The following is an 18,167-nucleotide window of genomic DNA, read 5'->3' as shown; positions in this document are numbered from 1 at the left end:
TATTTCTCATGTGAATACAACAGGAAAAGAATGTGCAAATCTGATCACCCCTGAAGCTCAGCAGCCATGTTTTTAATCGGGAGAGAGAGCGGAGCCTGCGCATCCCTAGATTTTTCTTGGAATTATTGAGGGGACTGATTTTTTTTTCGGGTAGTTCAGTGAAACTAAAGCTGTCGCCCGGTTTTTGCAAAAAGAACAATGGAGTCAGGAGGAAATATGGCTGATTTTTTGCTGCAGTTCAGTCCGGTAACGCAAGCCTTTATGGCTACTCTGTTTACCTGGGGAGTGACTGCTGCCGGAGCCTCTCTGGTTTTTTTCACCAGAGACATTAAGCAAAAGCTCATGGATTCAATGCTCGGTTTTGCTGCCGGAGTAATGATCGCCGCCAGTTTCTGGTCTCTTCTCTCTCCCGGTATTATCATGGCCGAGAATTTGGGGCATATCCCCTGGCTGACGGCAGCCGTCGGCTTTCTGGGCGGTGGTATTTTCATGCGGGTAACGGATAAATTTCTGCCTCATCTTCATCCGGGCCTGAGCATGGATAAAAAAGAAGGTGTGAAAACTTCATGGCAACGCAGTACCCTTCTTGTCCTGGCCATAACCATCCATAATATACCCGAAGGGCTGGCGGTGGGAGTCGCCTTTGGTGCAGTGGCGGCAGATCTTCCCTCGGCAACAATTGGAGGAGCAATAGCACTGGCCATCGGTATTGGTATCCAGAATTTTCCCGAGGGCACTGCCGTATCTATGCCCTTGAGACGGGAAGGAATGTCGAAAGGCAAAAGTTTTTTCATTGGGCAATTCTCAGGCATGGTGGAGCCTTTTGCCGGTGTTCTCGGTGCACTATTTGTTTTAAAGATGCAGAATATTCTGCCGTATGCACTGTGCTTCGCCGCCGGCGCCATGATCTTTGTGGTTGTTGAGGAACTGATTCCGGAGTCTCAAAAGCGCTATGACAATATAGATGTTGTGACAATGTCCACCATGGGCGGTTTCACGGTCATGATGATACTTGATGTTGCTTTAGGCTGAAAATCTGTGCCGGAGGAGCATGGGCGGAGGATGGCACTGAATATTCAATTGCCCACGGTCTCTGTTTCTTTCTTCCTGCTAATATTCTCATTGATTATTTCTTTCTATAGGGTTTGTTTACGTTGAGGTGTGTGATTCCGGATATCCGGGTAGCAATGAAACTTTCCTGAAATGGAACGATAAGAGAGTATGAGGCTCCGTTGTGCAATGTTATGAAAAGATTGAATCTGATATAGGTTCGGCAATTATTGCAGCTATTCCTGAACCGTTTTTTATTTTTGATGAACATGGATGCTATGTTCAGGTCATAGGTGGAGCTGATCGCAGGAAGTATCACCAGGGCTCGCATTTAATAGGTAAGAGCATTCACGAGGTAATTGAGAAACATCTGGCGGATGCCTTTGTGGCCGAAATACAAAAAGCCATTAAAGGAAATGAGGTACGCACATACGTCTACCAGCTGTCTGCCGGCGACATACAGGGTTCCGAGGATCTTGCCGGCCCCGAGGGGAAGCAGTGGTTTGAAGCCCATATATCGCCGGTTGCCGCAATTGCGGATCAGCCGCGCATGGTGGTCTGGGTTGCTTTCAATATTACCGAACTGCGTAAAACCCTGAGCGAAAAAGAGTCACTGATTGCGGATTTACAAAGGGCCGCCAGTGAAATTAAAACCCTCAAAGGCATACTGCCCATCTGTTCTCACTGCAAGAAGATTCGAGACGACAACGGCTGTTGGAATCAGCTTGAAGTCTATATCCACAGATACTCCGGCGCGGATTTGAGCCATAGCATCTGTCCGGAATGCAGGGATAAGCATTATGGTCAATATCTAACATCCCACAAAGGGGGGTAGATAAGTAACGGTTCCGACTCTTAGAGAGTCTCAAGCGTGGCTTACCGGTTGCTCTCAAAAATTTATCACAGAGATTGAGATGCCGGAGCCTTACTTTTGTGCCATTATCTTTCTCAACACATAAGGAAGAATCCCGCCATGCTGGTAATAGGTAATATCTATGTCGGTGTCGAGTCGTGAATTTACCTTAAAATCAAATTCTAAGCCGTCATCCCGAGTAACATGGACGGTTAATTCCTGCTGTGGCCGCATATTCTGCAATCCCTCGATACGGAAGAGCTCATTTCCTTTGATTTTAAATTTCTCGAGGCTGTCACCAGCCTTGAAAACCAGAGGCAATATACCCATTCCTACAAGATTGTTGCGGTGAATGCGCTCATAGGATTGGGCCAGAACCGCCTTGATGCCCAGCAGATTGGTGCCTTTTGCCGCCCAGTCCCGTGAAGATCCGGTACCGTATTCCTTGCCGCCAAGAACAACAAGCGGAATATTTTCCCCTGCATATTCCATGGCGGCATCGTATATGTACATTTCCTTCTCTTCAGGTTTCTTCAGGGTGAAGCTTCCTTCCCTGGGCGAAACCATCTTGTTCTTAATCCTGATATTCCCGAAAGTTCCGCGCATCATTATCTCGTGATTGCCGCGCCGCGATCCATAGGAATTGAAATTTACCGGTTTAACATTCTGGGAGATTAAATATTTTCCCGCCGGATAATCAACGGGAATGGAACCTGCGGGAGAAATATGATCCGTGGTTACCGAATCGCCGAGGAGGGCAAGGGGACGGGCGCCTTCGATATCCACCGGTTTTGTGGTTTCGGTTGTGAAGTTATCAAAATACGGTGGCTTTTTGATATAGGTGGAATTGGGATCCCAGGCAAAGGTCGTGCTTTCCGTTACCTCGAGTCCTTTCCAGAAATCATCACCCTCAAAAATGGTGGAATACACCTTCTCGTAACCTTCCCGGCTGACATGTCCCGCTATCAGGGCTTCAATCTCAGCGTTGGCCGGCCAGAGGTCTTTAAGGTAGACAGGTTCACCATTAGGCGTATGTCCCAGTGGTGAAGCTGTGAGGTCGATATCGATCCTTCCGGCAAGAGCGAAGGCGATAACCAACATGGGAGACATCAGAAAATTTGACTTGATACGCTGGTGAATGCGGGCTTCGAAATTCCGGTTGCCGGAAAGGACCGCGGCAACGTTGAGGTCATGTTCTTCAATCAGGTCATCTATTTTCTTCGATAAGGGGCCGCTGTTGCCGATACAGGTGGTGCAGCCAAAGGCTGCAAGATGAAAGCCGAGCGCCTCAAAATAGGGTGTCAATCCGGCCTCCTGCAAATAATTACGGACCACCTTGGAACCGGGCGCCAGAGATGTCTTAACGTAGGATGGTACATGTAATCCGAGGGTTACCGCCTTTTTAGCCATTAGACCGGCTCCCATCAGAACATGAGGATTCGAGGTGTTGGTGCATGAAGTAATCGCAGCAATAACCACGCTGCCATCACCCATATCCACCTTTTTGCCGTCAAGATCGAGGGTAAATACTCTCTTTTGTGCAGGGGCGCACTTGCGTGGCCGCACCGTTTGATTCCCTGATTCCTGATGAAATTCGGATATGTTTTTCAGCCCGGTGTCCCTGTCGTAATCACAGCCGAGAATCTCCTCAAATTTATCCTTTATCCTGGGCAGAGGAATGCGGTCCTGGGGACGGGCCGGCCCGGCAAGTGAGGGGGTGACGGTTGAAAGCTCAAGCTCGATTATCTGACTGTATTCCCTTTGCTCGTCTTCTGTCAGAAAGAGCTTGTTGGCTCGGGCGTATGCTTCCGTCAACTCAGCTTTATCGGTTCTGCCTGTCTGACGAAGATAATCTATTGTCTTGGCATCGATGGGAAAAAATCCCATGGTTGCCCCATATTCCGGGGTCATGTTGGATATGGTTGCACGATCCGGAATGGAAAGATTGGCAACACCCGTTCCAAAAAACTCGACGAATTTTTCAACCACGTTATTTTTGCGCAAAAGTTCTGTAACGGTGAGGACCAGATCGGTGGCCGTTGTTCCTTCCTTGAGGTTGCCGGTAAGCCTTACTCCGACCACCTGAGGGATAGACATATAGTATGGTTGGCCAAGCATTACCGCCTCGGCTTCTATGCCGCCGACTCCCCAGGCCATAACACCAATACCGTTGATCATGGGAGTATGAGAATCCAGGCCTACAACGGTATCGGGATAGGCGATATCTTTGTCGTCGGCTATGACAACTCGACCCAGATATTCAAGATTGACCTGGTGACATATCCCGGAGTTCGGTGGAACCACATTGAAGTTGTCGAAGCTGATTTGCGCCCATTTCAGCAGGGTATAGCGCTCATGGTTGCGCTCATACTCTTTTGCCACATTTTGGGTGAGGCTTTTCGTGGTGCCGTAGTAATCGACCTGAACAGAATGATCAACCACCAGTTCGACAGGGACCAGGGGATTTACCTTGGCCGGATCTCCGCCCAGATCCCTCACGGCGTCACGCATTGCTGCAAGGTCAACAACTGCCGGTACTCCGGTAAAATCCTGCATGAGTACCCGGGCAGGGTGATATGGTATTTCCGCAGGGGAAGCATAACTTTTTTTCCAGTTGGCTATCTCCAGGATATCATCGTGTTTCACAATATTATCATCAAGTTTCCTCAAGAGATTTTCTACCAGTATACGAATGGAAAAAGGCAGTCGGTCAATATCAGCGATCTTGTTCTTCTGCAGGAGTGTGATATCGAAATAGCTGTATTCCTTTCCGTTGACCTTTAAAGTCCGGCGGTAATCCTGTCTGTTCATGGCATTTTCCTTATTGGTATGTGTGATAACATGAATGGCATACAACAAGCGTAGACGCTGCAGAGACGTTCCCAGTCTCTGCCCTGTCGAACGTAATCACGCGCTTGAGCAAGAATTTCTGACGGCGCTGCGTTTTTTGGATGATATGTAAAAACAGTAAAAAATACTTGTAACGATAGCTATTTTCAATAGTTATCTGTAAAAAGCACATTCTTGATGGATTCATTAAGCTTGATCAAAGCCGTTCCAGATCTGAAGCAGCGATTTGCCGTACTGATGTATTGCCAAATCGCGTCTCTGGTACTCCACCTGGTATGTTGAACTTTCCCGAAGTCGGAGTTTATGGCCGAATGGGTCCTTATTGCAGAGGCCATCTCTTCGACTTCGTTAACTTTTTAAGAGTTCTTCTTCCTTAATATTCTCATCTGCTCAAATTGATTATATCACAGGCAATATTGTTTTGGAAAAAAGCTTCCTCTCTTTAAGCCTATCTGCCAGGTTTACCGGACGCCGCACGGGTTTGGGGCTTGCGATTTTTCTGATTTCCAGGGTTATGGCTCTGCACAGCTGATTTTGATTGGTCAAGCCTTAATCAGAAGTATTTTCATGCTATCTGAAAATGTGATACTATGACTATCATGCTGACAGGTCATGTTCGAGGCAACTGAGCTTTTAAGGTGTTTACAACTGCAGAGAAGAAGAGAATGAAAAAGATAGAATATCGGGAACAGGCGTTGAAGATCCTCCCCTGGGTCTGTGCGAGTTGTGGCCGGGATTTTACCGGCAAGAAATTGCGGGAGTTGACAGTACATCACAAGGACCATAATTATAAAAACAATCCCCCCGACGGCAGCAATTGGGAACTCCTGTGTATTTATTGCCACGACAACGAACACTCCCGTTTGCTTGATGCCCAATGGCTGGCTACTGAAAACCCGGATGCCGAGAAGGGGAAGACTGCAACACATACTCCGTTTGCCGATCTCAAGAATTTGTTGTCCAAGACCGGCAAAGATGCAGAAGAGGATTGAGAAAGATCTTGAAGACAGAAACGGATTGCGAAGAGCAACAAGGAAATTGCCTTTATTCTCTATCTCCCAAAATCAACGATATCATACATTATCAATGCTGCTATTACCGTCCAGCCGACCGCATGGAACATAAAAACACCCACAGGATCAAGGATGTCGGATATGGTGTTTAAGACTGCACTGACCAGAAATACTGTACCCAGCAACATCATCATGCTCAGAATGTGGGTGCAAAAAAGAATTGCCGAATTTTCAATTTCCTTATAGCTGTAGGATGTCCACAGTTGGCTTATGGTTGCCCATATAACAGGAATAGCAACAAAAAAGAGTAGTAGGTTGTTCTCTTCCGGAAGCTTGTAATCAAGGTAGAATTCAAAAAACCAAACCCCGAAGATAAAGATCATCAGGTTCCTTATTATCACAAATATTTTCATTGTTCACCAATAGTTGGTCGTTGATATCCACTTTTCGTTGTTCCCGTGCTTGCACGGGAAGGATATATTTCCAGATTATTAAATAATCTGTTCCACTTTCACATGCCTCCACCACCCCCGTCGCACATGCCGGTGTTTATGCGAAAAATATCAAAGCAGCGCTTGACAAAATAATCGTACAGGTTAGTTTGGTCCTACCATTAAAGAAAAAGTGTCGCTTCTTTATTTTTCAAATTGTAGCTAGTCTGTTGTGAAAAGGCAATTAAATATGATTAATAGGCTTTTTGGCGACAATATTGTTTCAATACTCCAAGCTCATTTGGTAGTACCATTATCGAATAATAGAACAACACATGAACAAGAAATCACTATTTATTCCAGTGCAGATCGGTCGGGCCGGTGAAGACATCGCCTTACAAATCGAAGCGGCCATTCTAGAGGAAAAGATATTGCCCGGTGAACGCCTTCCCAGTGAAAGGGAGTTGCAGGCCCAGTTTAAAAGTGGCCGAGGTGTCATCAGAGAGGCCGTTCGTGCCCTTAAGCAAAAAGGTCTGGTGGAGATTCGTAAAGGGGCCAGAGGCGGAACGTATGTTAAAAACATCGAGGTAGCCAGTGTCAGTGAATCATTGGCCCTCTTCCTGAAGCAGCAGCATATCGGTCTCGGATATATAGCTGAGTTTCGGGAGAGTATCGATCGGGTGATCACTGTTCTGGCGATTGCGCGCGCCGATGCTTCCGAAAAAGAGGAACTGGTAGCCGAAGCAGGGAAGCTTCTGGAACTGCTGGAGCAGCCAACACCGGATAAGGAATGCCTGGCAAAGCAGGACAGGGTTCTCAATATTCGTCTGGCAAAAATGAGTAAAAATCCGGTCTTCGAGTGGGTTATGGAGGCCATTCAGCAAGGTTTCAGTTCACACGATTATGCCTTGTACGAAGAGCCCTATTACCGCCGGAAAACGGCGGAAAACTGGCATGAAACTGCCCAGCGTATAGCCGACAATGATCCGCTGAAGGCGCTGTCTTCGGTAGCGGCTCATTATGCCCTGCTGCAACGCTGTATTGTCGATAAAGAATGTCGGGCTACCACAGTAACAGGGAAGGGTTAACCGGCGTATTGTGGAAAGTTTATAAAAGGGAATTCGGCGTTCTCCTGCTGTTTGGGGTAATCGCCGGCTTATTCAAAAATAGAAATACGGAGTAAAAGTATATGAAAGACAAGGCTTACGATTATATCATTATAGGCGGCGGTTCCGCAGGAAGTGTACTGGCCAATCGTCTGAGCGCCAATCCGGAGCACAATGTCCTGGTCCTGGAAGCAGGCAAGCCGGATTACAGATGGGATTTTCGCATTCATATGCCGGCGGCACTGACCTATCTGCTCACCGACAATACCTACAATTGGCTGTACGAGTCAGAGCCGGAACCGCAGATGCATAATAGACGTATAGCGCAGCCACGTGGCAAGGTGCTCGGCGGTTCCAGCAGCATTAACGGTATGATTTATATTCGTGGCAATGCCCTTGATTATGAAAAATGGGCAGCTAACCAGGGACTGGAAAATTGGGATTATGCGCACTGTCTTCCGTATTTTAAAAAGGCTGAAACCCGCCTCCATGGTGCAGATGAATACCATGGTTCAAATGGTCCGCTTTATCTGGACACGGCGAAATGCGACAATCCGCTGTTCCGTGCGTTCTTCAAGGCGGCCGAGCAGGCCGGTCATCCGCTTACCAGCGATGTCAACGGTTATCAGCAGGAAGGATTCGGCAAATTTGACCAGAATATCTATAGAGCGCGGCGGCATAATGCAGCCAGAGCCTACGTCCACCCGGTAAAAAATCGAGGGAATCTCACGGTAAAATGCAAGGCCATGGTCAACCGTATCCTTTTTGAAGGGAAAAAGGCAGTCGGTGTCGAATTTACCAGAGGCAATGAAAAACAGAAGGTTTATGCCGGAGAGATTATATCCTGCGGGGGAGCAATTAATTCACCCTCTCTCCTTCAGCTTTCAGGTATCGGCAATGCCGGGGAGTTGAGGAGCTTAGGGATAGATGTGGTCCACAACCTGCCGGGCGTCGGTGAAAATCTGCAGGATCATCTGGAGTTGTATGTTCAGTATTCCTGCAAGCAGCCGGTCAGTATGTATCCTGCGCTGCAGTGGCAGAATCAACCCAAAATCGGTTTTGACTGGCTTTTCCGCCGTAAAGGCGCCGCAGCCACGAATCATTTTGAGGCAGGGGGGTTTATCCGTGGAAACGACAGGGTCGATTATCCTAATCTGCAGTTTCATTTTCTGCCCATTGCCATCCGCTATGATGGTTCGGCTCCTGCTCAGGGGCATGGGTTTCAACTGCATGTTGGACCGATGAACACCGATGTACGCGGTCATGTAAAAATTACCTCGGCCGACTCGACCAGGTATCCTGAAATATTTTTCAATTATCTCTCCACCGAACAGGAGCGCCGGGAATGGCTGGAGGCTATCAAGTGCTCGCGTGAGATTATCGGTCAGCCCGCTTTTGACGACTTACGCGGCGAGGAGTTGGCTCCGGGTGCTAATGTGCAAACCGATGAAGAGATCCTCGATTTTGTGGCCAGGGAAGGAGAGAGCGCCTATCATCCCTCCTGTACCTGTAAAATGGGGTATGATAATATGGCTGTAGTTGACGCTGAACTCAAGGTTCACGGAGTTGAGAATCTGCGGGTGGTCGATGCTTCCGTCTTTCCCTCCATAACCAACGGCAACATTTATGCCCCGGTTATGATGGTTGCCGAAAAGGCAGCGGATCTCATCCTCGGTAACACGCCCGAGGCTCCCTCCGCAGCCGGTTATTACAGATACGACCGGGAGGCTGATGAAAAATGATAGAAAAAAAAATGTTTATCAATGGGTGCTGGGAAGCCGCCGTCTCCGGTAGGAGCCGGCAGATTATCAACCCTTTCAACCAGAAGGTGATATCCGAGGTAGCCGAAGGGGGTCGTGAAGATGCACAGCGCGCGATCGCGGCCGCCCGGGAGGCATTCGACAGTGGGGTATGGTCGAATCTTCCTGCTGCCGAGCGCGGCGAGCTTCTTTATCAGTTGGCTGGTCGCATCGCTGAAGAAAGCGAAGCACTGGCCGAACTGGAGAGCCTTGATACCGGAAAGACGCTTGAGGAAAGTCGCTGGGATATGGCAGACATTGCCGGTATCTTCCGTTTTTATGCAGGGCTTGCCGATAAAGATGGCGGAGAAGTCATCGAGTCCCCTATTCCCAATAGTGACAGCAGGGTGGTGCGTGAGCCTGTAGGCGTCTGCGGTCAGATATCTCCGTGGAATTATCCGTTACTGCAGGCGGCCTGGAAACTGGCGCCCGCATTGGCGGCAGGGTGTACCGTGGTTGTCAAGCCCAGTGAAATTACGCCGCTGACGACTCTGATGATCACCGAGCTGGCAGCAAAACTTGATTTTCCTCCTGGTGTCATCAACACCGTGCTGGGTCCTGGGGCGGATGTAGGTGCGGAGCTTGCCGAAAGCCATCTGGTGGATCTTATTTCCTTCACCGGCGGCATTGAGACCGGCAAGACGATCATGCGGGCTGCCAGCGGCAATGTCAAAAAGATTGCCCTGGAGCTGGGCGGCAAAAATCCCAATATCGTTTTTGCCGATGCCGATATTGATACTGCCGTGGATTATGCCCTAAACGGTGTTTTTTTTCACGCCGGCCAAATTTGTTCAGCGGGGGCCCGGTTGATGCTTGAGGACTCCATCCATGACGGTTTTGTCGAACAGCTCAAGGCCAGGATGGCTCAAATCCGTCTCGGTGACGGCCTGCGGCAGGGAACCCAGATGGGCCCATTGATTTCGCAGGAACATCTGAGCAAGGTAGAGAAATATATCAATGTTGCCAAGGCCGAAGGAGCCCGGCTTGAGTTGGGCGGTACGCGTCCGCTGGCCGCCGAGCTGCAGAACGGATTTTTTCTGCTGCCGACACTTTTTACCGAATGTCATGGAGACATGCGCATAGTTCAGGAAGAGGTCTTTGGACCGGTCATCACGGTTGAAAAGTTTAGTAGTGAAGAAGAAGCTGTGCGGCTGGCAAACGGGACGATTTACGGTCTGGCCGCCGGTTTCTGGACCAGCAATGCCGGGCGCATTCACAGAGTAGCAAAGCAGCTGCGCTTTGGCACCGTCTGGGTTAACGATTTCAATGTCTATTTTACCCAGGCCCCTTGGGGCGGCTATAAGCAGTCCGGGCTGGGAAGAGAACTGGGTCGGCTTGGTCTGGAAGAATATACAGAGGTCAAACATATTTTCCAGAATTATAAGCCTGAACCCCTTGCCTGGTTTGGTGTCTGATAGAAAGTCTATCACTCTTGGGAAACTACCCGAGAGTTGCCCGATCGATGTCAGAAATTTACAAATAAACAGATTTTTTTTGGGGCCCCCTTCGCTATCGTTTCACTTTAATCAAGGGGGGATAAGGAACTTCACGAAACAAAAATTCCAGCAATATGCAGAATAGTTCTTTCTGAAGTCCTAAATAATACAAAAGGAGAATGTATGCACACGCAAAGAAAACGTAATATCGCCTTAATTTTGTTAGCGGCGGCGCTGCTCTTTACCGGACCTGCCTATGGCTCAAAGGAGATACGCTTCGCCAGTGTGAGCTGGACAGGTGTTACCGTGAAGACGGAACTGGCTAAGAATATCCTCAACAGCATTGGTTATGAAGCCGATAATAAGGTTCTATCCGTACCGATTGTCTATAAGGCTCTGGACATGGGTGATGTTGATGTCTTTCTCGGCAACTGGATGCCAACCATGGCCACCATAGCCAATAAATTTTTAGATAAAGGCACTATTGTTCAGTATGTAGCCAATATGACCGGCGCGAAATATACCTTAGCCGTGCCAACCTTCGTATATGAGGCCGGGCTCAAGGATTTCTCCGATATCGCCGAGTACGCCGATAAACTTGACTATAAGATCTATGGTCTTGAGCCCGGCAATGACGGCAACCTCGTTATCCGCTCCATGATTGAACAGAATATGTTCGGTCTCGGTGATTTTGAAATCGTTACTACCAGTGAACCGATTATGCTTTCCGAGGTTAAGGCAAAGAGCAAAGAAGGTGAATGGGTGGTCTTTCTGGGATGGTCTCCGCACTATATGAACCAGATTATCGACATGAAGTATCTCACCGGCAGCACAGCAGAAACATTCGGAGAAAACGACGGAACTGCGACTATATATACAAATATCCGTCAAGGCTTTGATAAGGAGCAGCCAAACGTCGCTCATTTCCTCAAGAACCTGATTTTTCCGATCTCGATGATAAATGAGATTTCGCTGATGCTGCAGACCAACAAGGATCTCAAACACGGTGAGGCTGGCATGGCATACCTCAAGGAGAATCCTGAAGTCTATCGCGGCTGGCTGGAAGGAGTCACAACTGCAGATGGTGAACCGGCCCTTCCTGTTTTTGAAGACTATCTGAAGAGCTACTGATTCTGTGCAACGATTACCTTCATGATTCCGTATTGCAATATACGATACGTGAATTGTGAATTGACGAATGCGGCGGTGCCGTCTGCGCCCGCCGCATTCGTTGGATAAGATCGCCGTAAATCGAGTGTTTCCCCTGTCGATCATGCCTGACCGGGAGCTGCTTCTCTTTCCGTCGGTGGCAAATGAAGTTCAGACTTGCCGTGGACTGAGACCCGTCTTAGATTTTTGTCATTGAACTAGTGATAAAAAATTAATAGAGGAGGATGGTATGCATGCTCTGGTATGGCACGGCAAAAGAGATGTTCGCTATGACACCGTAGCTGATCCCACTATTCTCGACAATACAGATGCTATCATTCGGGTTACCACTACGGCAATCTGCGGCTCCGATCTGCATTTGTACGAGGTTCTGGGGGCATTTATGGAGCCTGGTGATATCCTGGGTCACGAACCGATGGGAATTGTCGAAGAAGTGGGCAGCGGCGTCACCCATATACAACCGGGAGACCGGGTGGTCATTCCTTTCAATATTAGCTGTGGAGGCTGTTTTATGTGCCTGGAGGGTTTATTCTCTCAATGTGAAACCACTCAGGTGCGGTCGCAGGACTCCGGTGCTGCAATCTTCGGATATTCCAGACTTTATGGACAGGTTGCCGGAGGGCAGGCCGAATATCTGCGTGTTCCTCAAGCGCATTTTGGGCCGATCAAGGTGCCCGAGGGATTGCCGGATGAAAACTTTATCTACCTCTCGGACGTGCTGCCGACGGCCTGGCAGGCAGTCGAATATGCCGAAGCCCCGGACGGGGGCACCCTGACGGTATTCGGATTGGGGCCGATCGGACAGATGAGCGCACGTGTCGCCCGACATCGTGGTCTTCGGGTGATCGGTGTAGACCTGATCCCTGAAAGGTTAGAGATGGCTCGACGGTATGGTGTTGAGGCCCTGGATCTAAGTGATCATGATGATATAGCCGAATCTATCCGAGATATGACAGCAGGCCGCGGCACCGATGCAGTGATTGACGCCGTCGGCATGGAAGCACATGGGGCACCAATGGGAAAACTGGCGCACCAGATATCCTCTCTGCTGCCGGATTCTCTTTCGGCGACAATGATGAAAAAAGTGGGCGTTGACAGACTGAGTGCGCTGGCTGCCAGTATTGATAGCGTACGCCGCGGCGGAACAGTATCCGTTATCGGAGTCTATGGAGGCATGGCCGATCCTCTGCCCATGCTGAAGCTTTTCGACAAGCAGATTCAGTTACGCATGGGTCAAGCCAATGTCAAGCGCTGGATTGATTATATCATGCCTCTGGTTACGGATGAAAATGATCCGCTGGGGGTGAGGGACCTTGCCACTCATGTGATGCCGCTGGAAGAAGGACCGCAGGGTTATGAAATATTTCAGAAGAAACAGGACGGAGTGGTCAAGGTGTTGCTGAAGCCTTAAAATGCCGACCCCTCTCTTTTCCGGAAACGAGTTGCGGAGATGCGTTACAGCCAGTATTTGAACAGACGCGCCGTCCATTCTTTAAGGCGATCCGTAAAAGGACGTTCTCTCCATTGCTCCAGATGAACCTCTTTGGCGAGGGCGAGATCTTGTGCGAACATGTCCTCCATCTGCTTGCCGAAATCCCGATCCAAAATGACCGCATTCACTTCGGCATCATGAAGAAAGCTGCGGTGGTCCATATTGCTTGAACCGATTGTGGCCCACACTCCATCAACCACGGCTGTTTTCGAGTGCAGCAGTACATCGCTTCGCTCATACACTTTTACTCCCGCTTCAAGCAATGCTGTATAATTAGACTGACCCGCATAAAAGGGCAGCCGGAAATCACTGACACCGGGTAAGATAATTTTGACATCGACACCTGCCTGTGCGGCCTGAATAAGCGCATTCAGCAGATTCCTGTCGGGTATGAAATAAGCATGGGTCAGGTGGATGGATTTCCGCGCATTCTTGATGGCTGAGATATAGGCTGTATAGATATGCGGGACAGGCTGATAGGGGGTATTGGTAAGAACCCGCACCAGTGAATTTCCCCTTTCCTGAAGGGACGGAAAATATCGGCCGGATGAGAGCGGCAGGCGGCTGTGTTTATTCCACATGGTAATAAAAAGCCTTTGGAATTCGGCCACGGCCGGCCCTTCAATTTGTATATGAGTGTCCCTCCAGTAGTATTCCGTCTGCTGCTCCGCTTTATCTGAGATCACAGCGGATGTTTTTTCAATGGAGGGGTAGTGGATATTTGTGCCCCCCGTAAAGGCTATCTTTCCGTCGACAATCAGAATCTTACGATGGTCCCTGTTGTTGATGTCCCATTCTCCCAGGATGGAAAAAAGTCCTACCGGATTGAATTCAAGAGTCCGGATTCCACCTTCCCGCATCTGTTCAAAGAAACCCGAAGCAGTGTTAAACACACCGAAACCATCATAAATTGCATGAACATCAACGCCCTCCTGCTGCTTTTGCAACAGCAAATCGGCAAAAGAACGTCCTACCCGGTCAGCCCGCCAAATGAAGGTTTCGAGGTTGATGTTCTCTGTGGCGCTTCGTATAGCATTTTTCATGGCAGAGAACGTCTGCGGACCATTGCAGAGCAGAGTGACCTTATTTCCTGCAATAAGTGGTTTGCCCGTGACAGCTTCCATCAAAGCAATGTGGTGCTCCAATATGTCTGCTCGTTCATTGTCTGGTTTCAGCCGGTTGAGCAAGGCCTTGGCTTCTGCCTCTGAAAGAGGTCCTTCCGGACCAGTGATTCGAGGGGAATGCCCGTCGGCCCGATAACTGTCTACCAGCATTGGGACCTTGGGGAAAGTGGCACAGCCACTGATATACATGAGCAATAAGCCGGAAATCAACACCAGGATAAAGGATTTGGTTTCCTGTAGAATTCCATTCATAAATATTATCGTCTCCGTAAATAGTAGAGACTTTGTTTTTTGCGGAATTGCAGGCAAACAGACTGGGCAAAACTCCGGGTCGGAGAGAATTTCTTTGTCGGTACTTGCGATCAATTCAATATTACCACAAAAGCTGATGTCAATTACAGATATCGGCATACTTTTCCTTTCTGAAATTTTTAAGATCGGGACAGAGAAAAAGGGTGAAGTTGGAGGGGTGCTCTGGAGAATTTAGGGTGCAAACTAATGATCCATTCGGCAAAGAACATTAGAGCAAATGTATTATAGTTTTAATAATATGAACATTGCACCATCAACCGTGGTGGTCGTCAGCCCAGGTTCTGAAATTAAAAATAGAGATAATGATGACTGACAATGAGAAAACAACATCAATGGCCATGGATGATGCCAACCTGCTGGTTGCCACTCTGCCTGTCACGCTCCAGACCGCTCTGAACGGTATGGGGCTGGAGGAACTTGTGGAAGTGGTGATGGATCTCGGACGTCCGGCTGAAGCGCGGTTCCCGGGGAGTGTCGTTCCTCTCAGCACTCATCCGGTCAATCATGATGATATCGCCCATACCCTGGCGCTGGTGGGGGACTTTACCGCGGACAACAGGGCTGGTATCGAGAGAACCCTGCATCGCATCTCGGCCATCAGAAACCGCAAGGGAAAGATCATCGGTATGACCATTCGGGTAGGGCGGGCTATTTATGGGACCATAGAGATATTACGGGATCTGATTGAAACCGGGGATAACCTTCTCTTTGTCGGCCGCCCCGGAGTAGGCAAGACCACCAAGCTTAGGGAAGTGGCGCGGGTGCTTGCCGATGAGATGCATAAACGCGTCATTGTCATAGACACATCCAACGAGATAGCCGGAGATGGTGATATTCCGCATCCCGGAATCGGATCGGCGCGGCGCATGCAGGTGCCGCGGCCCGACAGGCAGCATGCTGTCATGATAGAGGCCGTGGAAAATCACATGCCGGAGGTGATAATCGTCGATGAGATCGGGACGGAAGCGGAGGCGGCTGCCGCTCGAACCATCGCCGAGCGGGGTGTGCAGCTCATTGGTACGGCCCATGGTAATTCTTTGGAAAATCTGATCATGAATCCGACCCTGTCCGATCTTGTCGGCGGGGTGCAGACCGTCACCCTGGGAGACGAGGAAGCACGCAGACGCGGTACCACCAAAACCGTTAGCGAACGGAAAGCGCCACCCACATTTGAAATACTGATCGAAATGGCCAGTCGCGACGAAGTCAGCATCCACAGGGATACAGCCAGAGCAGTCGATACCATCCTGCGTGGTCTTCTGCCACACTGTGAAAGGCGAATACTGGCAGCGGACGGTCAAATCGAGGTCAAGGATCACCAGCCGAGACGGAATATGCAAAGGGAGAAGACGGTTGCATCGCCTGAGCTTTCGCTTTCTTCGGCGCTGCCGCCTGCTCATCCTGCCCGACTCTATCTTCACGGCGTGAAAAAAGACCTGATCGAACGTGCGGCCCGGGAACTGGGGCTGTCTCTTCGTACTGTCGTCAAACCGCAAAAGGCCGATATCATCATTGCCCTGCGCTCCCGCGGCAAAAACCAGGGTCTGGAAGAGATCTCAAGAATCAGCGATGCTCCGGTTCACCGGATTAAAAGAAACACCACTTCCGAGATTCGTCGTATGCTGCAGCGCGTCTTTAATATTGTGCCGGGTGTTGAAGATAATGAAATCCAGAAAACACTGCAGGAAACCACATTGGCTATCGAGCAGGTAATGGAAGAAGGCGTTGAGGTCGCTCTGCCGCCAAGGAGATCGGCATTGCGCAAGATTCAGCACCGGCTGATCACCGACCGCGGTTTGGAGTCAACGAGTATCGGCTGTGAACCGCAACGACATCTAGTAGTGCATCCAATTCGGGATTAGCCCAACTGTGCCGCGAGTATGTACGCCTGCGATAGGTTCGGGTTCGACAGGTTCGGCCCCGGCAGTGATGAATTTAATCTACTGCTGCAGCTCTTCCTGTGTTTCGGCCGGAGCCGTCAGTGGAAAGCTGAGGATGAAGGTTGTCCCCACATTTGGTGTTGAACTCACTTCAATATAGCCCTGGTGGGCCTCAACAACCTCCTTGACCAGGGACAGACCAAGGCCGGATCCGGTGATATGCCGTGTGGCTTTTCCCTTGACCCGGAAAAATCTGTCGAAGATATGCTGCAGATCTTTGGCGTCGATGCCTATGCCTGAATCTTTGACGGAGAGATTGGCAAGCCCCCCGTTGAGGAAGGTGGTAATTTCTAGGGTGCCGCCGTCCGGAGTATATTTGACGGCATTGGAGACAATGTTCATGAAGGCCGTGCGGATATGGTCGTAATCGACATTGAACCACCAGTCCTGAGCGCAGGGAGTATATTTAATTGTTATATTTTTCCCTTCCGCCTGTGGGGTGGCTATCTCAACTATATCTTTTATAATGTCGTTTCCTTTTATCGGTTCGAGATTGAAGACGACGGTACCGCTTTCCAGCTTGGAGAGATTGAGGAGATTGTCGATAAGGCGGAGCAGATCCTTGGTGCGCACTGTCATTCGCGTATGCAGGGAACGGCAGGAGTTCAATGACTCGTACTCGCAGTCGGTCTGCAGGGCGTATATCATCTGTTCTATCGAGGCCAGCGGTGATTTCAGTTCATGAGCCACCATGGCTACGAAATCGGACTTCATCCTATCTATTTCTTTGTGGGTGGAGATGTCCTCGAAGGCAGTGACGGAACCAAGGACATTGCCGCTTCTGTCTTTAACCGGTGAACAGTTAGCCCTTAAATATTTCCTGGAAATGGTTCCCGGAGTGAATTCCCGGGTGACCACGATAGATTTGGCAATTGCTTCTTCAACCATTTTTACGGCGTTTGCATCTTGAATGGAATCGGACAGAGGTTTGCCGATCACCGGATCGGTCTGGATTTCAAGAAGTTTGATGGCAGCGGGGTTGTGGTGGACAATAATACCATTCACATCGGTTATGATGACCGCTTCGACCATACAGCTGAACACGGTCTTCAACCGGCTCTGCTCATTTTGTATCGCTTCCAGGCTGAGTGTTCTCTCGGCGCGTAATTTTCTGGTTTCAGCCCGAAGAGATATCTTCTCTACTGCCCTGTCAACCACAATGCGGATGTAGTCAGGGGTGAAGGGTTTGCCGACAAAATCAAAGGCTCCCTGCTTCATTGCCGTGACAGCCTTGGAAACCGTGGCGAATCCGGTGATGACAATGACCTGGATGTGAGGTTCGTTCTCCTTTATCCATTTGAGTACGCCAAAGCCGTCAATGCCGGGCATCATCAGATCGAGGAGGACGATGTGAAATGTTTCTTCGCTCATCATTTCAATGCCCCGTTCACCGTTTTCAGCTTTTGAGACTGTAGACCCTCTGCCTGACAGAGCTCTCTCCACGCCTTCGCGGATTACCTTTTCGTCGTCAATAATTAAAATCTTGATAGCATCCATATCTCTTTCCAGCTAATGAAGGAGAAGCAGACCAAGCCTCCGGCACCCTCTCCAGGAGCGGGAAAGGGTGGGGGAGTGTTTTTAGGGTGTCTTA

Annotated in this window: 13 protein-coding genes; 9 read left to right on the top strand and 4 right to left on the bottom strand. The window is 49.4% G+C overall.

All coding sequences use genetic code 11. The features are described 5' to 3' along the window. Positions 1-216: 216 nt before the first annotated feature. Both JWG88_RS03465 and JWG88_RS03460 read left to right on the top strand, forming a co-directional pair. Positions 217-1,032, top strand: coding sequence for a ZIP family metal transporter (locus JWG88_RS03465; RefSeq protein WP_205232294.1), 816 nt, complete (start codon positions 217-219; stop codon positions 1,030-1,032). Positions 1,033-1,234: 202 nt separating this feature from the next. Next, on the top strand, positions 1,235-1,885 hold the full coding sequence (locus JWG88_RS03460; RefSeq protein ID WP_205232293.1) for a PAS domain-containing protein: 651 nt from the start codon (positions 1,235-1,237) through the stop codon (positions 1,883-1,885). 90 nt (positions 1,886-1,975) lie between these two features. Here JWG88_RS03460 and acnA read toward each other — a convergent pair whose 3' ends face one another. Further along, a complete protein-coding gene (gene acnA / locus JWG88_RS03455) occupies positions 1,976-4,714 on the bottom strand; it encodes an aconitate hydratase AcnA (protein ID WP_205232292.1) in 2,739 nt (912 codons plus the stop codon). Positions 4,715-5,391: 677 nt separating this feature from the next. On the opposite strand from acnA, the gene JWG88_RS03450 reads away from it, so the two are divergent. Beyond that, positions 5,392-5,745: a YajD family HNH nuclease gene (locus tag JWG88_RS03450; RefSeq protein WP_337833100.1), complete on the top strand. Its 354-nt coding sequence runs from the start codon at positions 5,392-5,394 to the stop codon at positions 5,743-5,745. A gap of 59 nt (positions 5,746-5,804) precedes the next feature. Here JWG88_RS03450 and JWG88_RS03445 read toward each other — a convergent pair whose 3' ends face one another. Beyond that, positions 5,805-6,179 carry a hypothetical protein gene (locus JWG88_RS03445; RefSeq protein ID WP_205232290.1) on the bottom strand — a complete coding sequence of 125 codons (375 nt, stop codon included), beginning with the start codon at positions 6,177-6,179 and terminating at the stop codon, positions 5,805-5,807. A 353-nt stretch (positions 6,180-6,532) separates the two neighbouring features. Here JWG88_RS03445 and JWG88_RS03440 point away from each other — a divergent pair, with 353 nt between their 5' ends. The 5 genes from JWG88_RS03440 to JWG88_RS03420 all read left to right on the top strand — a co-directional run bounded on the left by JWG88_RS03440 (position 6,533) and on the right by JWG88_RS03420 (position 13,119). Continuing rightward, the gene (locus JWG88_RS03440; RefSeq protein WP_205232289.1) at positions 6,533-7,285 is read left to right on the top strand and encodes a FadR/GntR family transcriptional regulator; all 753 of its coding nucleotides are present in this window, start codon (positions 6,533-6,535) and stop codon (positions 7,283-7,285) included. A gap of 101 nt (positions 7,286-7,386) precedes the next feature. Then, positions 7,387-9,045 (top strand): choline dehydrogenase, encoded by a 1,659-nt coding sequence (gene betA, locus JWG88_RS03435; protein WP_205232288.1) that lies wholly within the window; start codon positions 7,387-7,389, stop codon positions 9,043-9,045. After that, positions 9,042-10,517 (top strand): betaine-aldehyde dehydrogenase, encoded by a 1,476-nt coding sequence (gene betB / locus JWG88_RS03430; RefSeq protein WP_205232287.1) that lies wholly within the window; start codon positions 9,042-9,044, stop codon positions 10,515-10,517. Before betA ends, betB begins: the two co-directional genes overlap by 4 nt. A 204-nt stretch (positions 10,518-10,721) precedes the next feature. Further along, entirely contained in the window at positions 10,722-11,669 is a 948-nt protein-coding gene (locus tag JWG88_RS03425) for an ABC transporter substrate-binding protein (protein ID WP_205232286.1), read from the top strand. Between the two features lie 268 nt (positions 11,670-11,937). Then, positions 11,938-13,119, top strand: coding sequence for a zinc-dependent alcohol dehydrogenase (locus tag JWG88_RS03420; RefSeq protein ID WP_205232285.1), 1,182 nt, complete (start codon positions 11,938-11,940; stop codon positions 13,117-13,119). 44 nt (positions 13,120-13,163) lie between these two features. Here the strand turns inward: JWG88_RS03420 and cls are convergent, their stop codons facing one another. After that, a complete protein-coding gene (gene cls / locus JWG88_RS03415; protein WP_205232284.1) occupies positions 13,164-14,576 on the bottom strand; it encodes a cardiolipin synthase in 1,413 nt (470 codons plus the stop codon). A 362-nt stretch (positions 14,577-14,938) separates the two neighbouring features. Here cls and JWG88_RS03410 point away from each other — a divergent pair, with 362 nt between their 5' ends. Continuing rightward, a complete protein-coding gene (locus tag JWG88_RS03410) occupies positions 14,939-16,498 on the top strand; it encodes a R3H domain-containing nucleic acid-binding protein (protein WP_205232283.1) in 1,560 nt (519 codons plus the stop codon). 78 nt (positions 16,499-16,576) lie between these two features. On the opposite strand, the gene JWG88_RS03405 is transcribed toward JWG88_RS03410, so the two are convergent. Beyond that, on the bottom strand, positions 16,577-18,073 hold the full coding sequence (locus JWG88_RS03405; RefSeq protein ID WP_205232282.1) for a sensor histidine kinase: 1,497 nt from the start codon (positions 18,071-18,073) through the stop codon (positions 16,577-16,579). Positions 18,074-18,167: the final 94 nt, after the last annotated feature.

Origin of the sequence: Desulfopila inferna (assembly GCF_016919005.1) — a bacterium.
Taxonomy (GTDB): Bacteria; Desulfobacterota; Desulfobulbia; order Desulfobulbales; family Desulfocapsaceae; genus Desulfopila_A; species Desulfopila_A inferna.
The sequence above is the reverse complement of the archived record's forward strand: the minus strand, read 5'-3'. Positions and strand labels throughout refer to the sequence as shown.

What these genes read in the sequence shown, in the direction of transcription:
- JWG88_RS03465 (WP_205232294.1), top strand. Translation starts at nt 217, where the DNA reads ATGGCTGATTTTTTGCTGCAGTTCAGTCCGGTAACGCAAGCCTTTATG.
- acnA (WP_205232292.1), bottom strand. Translation starts at nt 4,714, where the DNA reads ATGAACAGACAGGATTACCGCCGGACTTTAAAGGTCAACGGAAAGGAA.
- JWG88_RS03445 (WP_205232290.1), bottom strand. Translation starts at nt 6,179, where the DNA reads ATGAAAATATTTGTGATAATAAGGAACCTGATGATCTTTATCTTCGGG.
- JWG88_RS03440 (WP_205232289.1), top strand. Translation starts at nt 6,533, where the DNA reads ATGAACAAGAAATCACTATTTATTCCAGTGCAGATCGGTCGGGCCGGT.
- betA (WP_205232288.1), top strand. Translation starts at nt 7,387, where the DNA reads ATGAAAGACAAGGCTTACGATTATATCATTATAGGCGGCGGTTCCGCA.
- betB (WP_205232287.1), top strand. Translation starts at nt 9,042, where the DNA reads ATGATAGAAAAAAAAATGTTTATCAATGGGTGCTGGGAAGCCGCCGTC.
- JWG88_RS03425 (WP_205232286.1), top strand. Translation starts at nt 10,722, where the DNA reads ATGCACACGCAAAGAAAACGTAATATCGCCTTAATTTTGTTAGCGGCG.
- JWG88_RS03420 (WP_205232285.1), top strand. Translation starts at nt 11,938, where the DNA reads ATGCATGCTCTGGTATGGCACGGCAAAAGAGATGTTCGCTATGACACC.
- cls (WP_205232284.1), bottom strand. Translation starts at nt 14,576, where the DNA reads ATGAATGGAATTCTACAGGAAACCAAATCCTTTATCCTGGTGTTGATT.
- JWG88_RS03410 (WP_205232283.1), top strand. Translation starts at nt 14,939, where the DNA reads ATGATGACTGACAATGAGAAAACAACATCAATGGCCATGGATGATGCC.
- JWG88_RS03405 (WP_205232282.1), bottom strand. Translation starts at nt 18,073, where the DNA reads ATGGATGCTATCAAGATTTTAATTATTGACGACGAAAAGGTAATCCGC.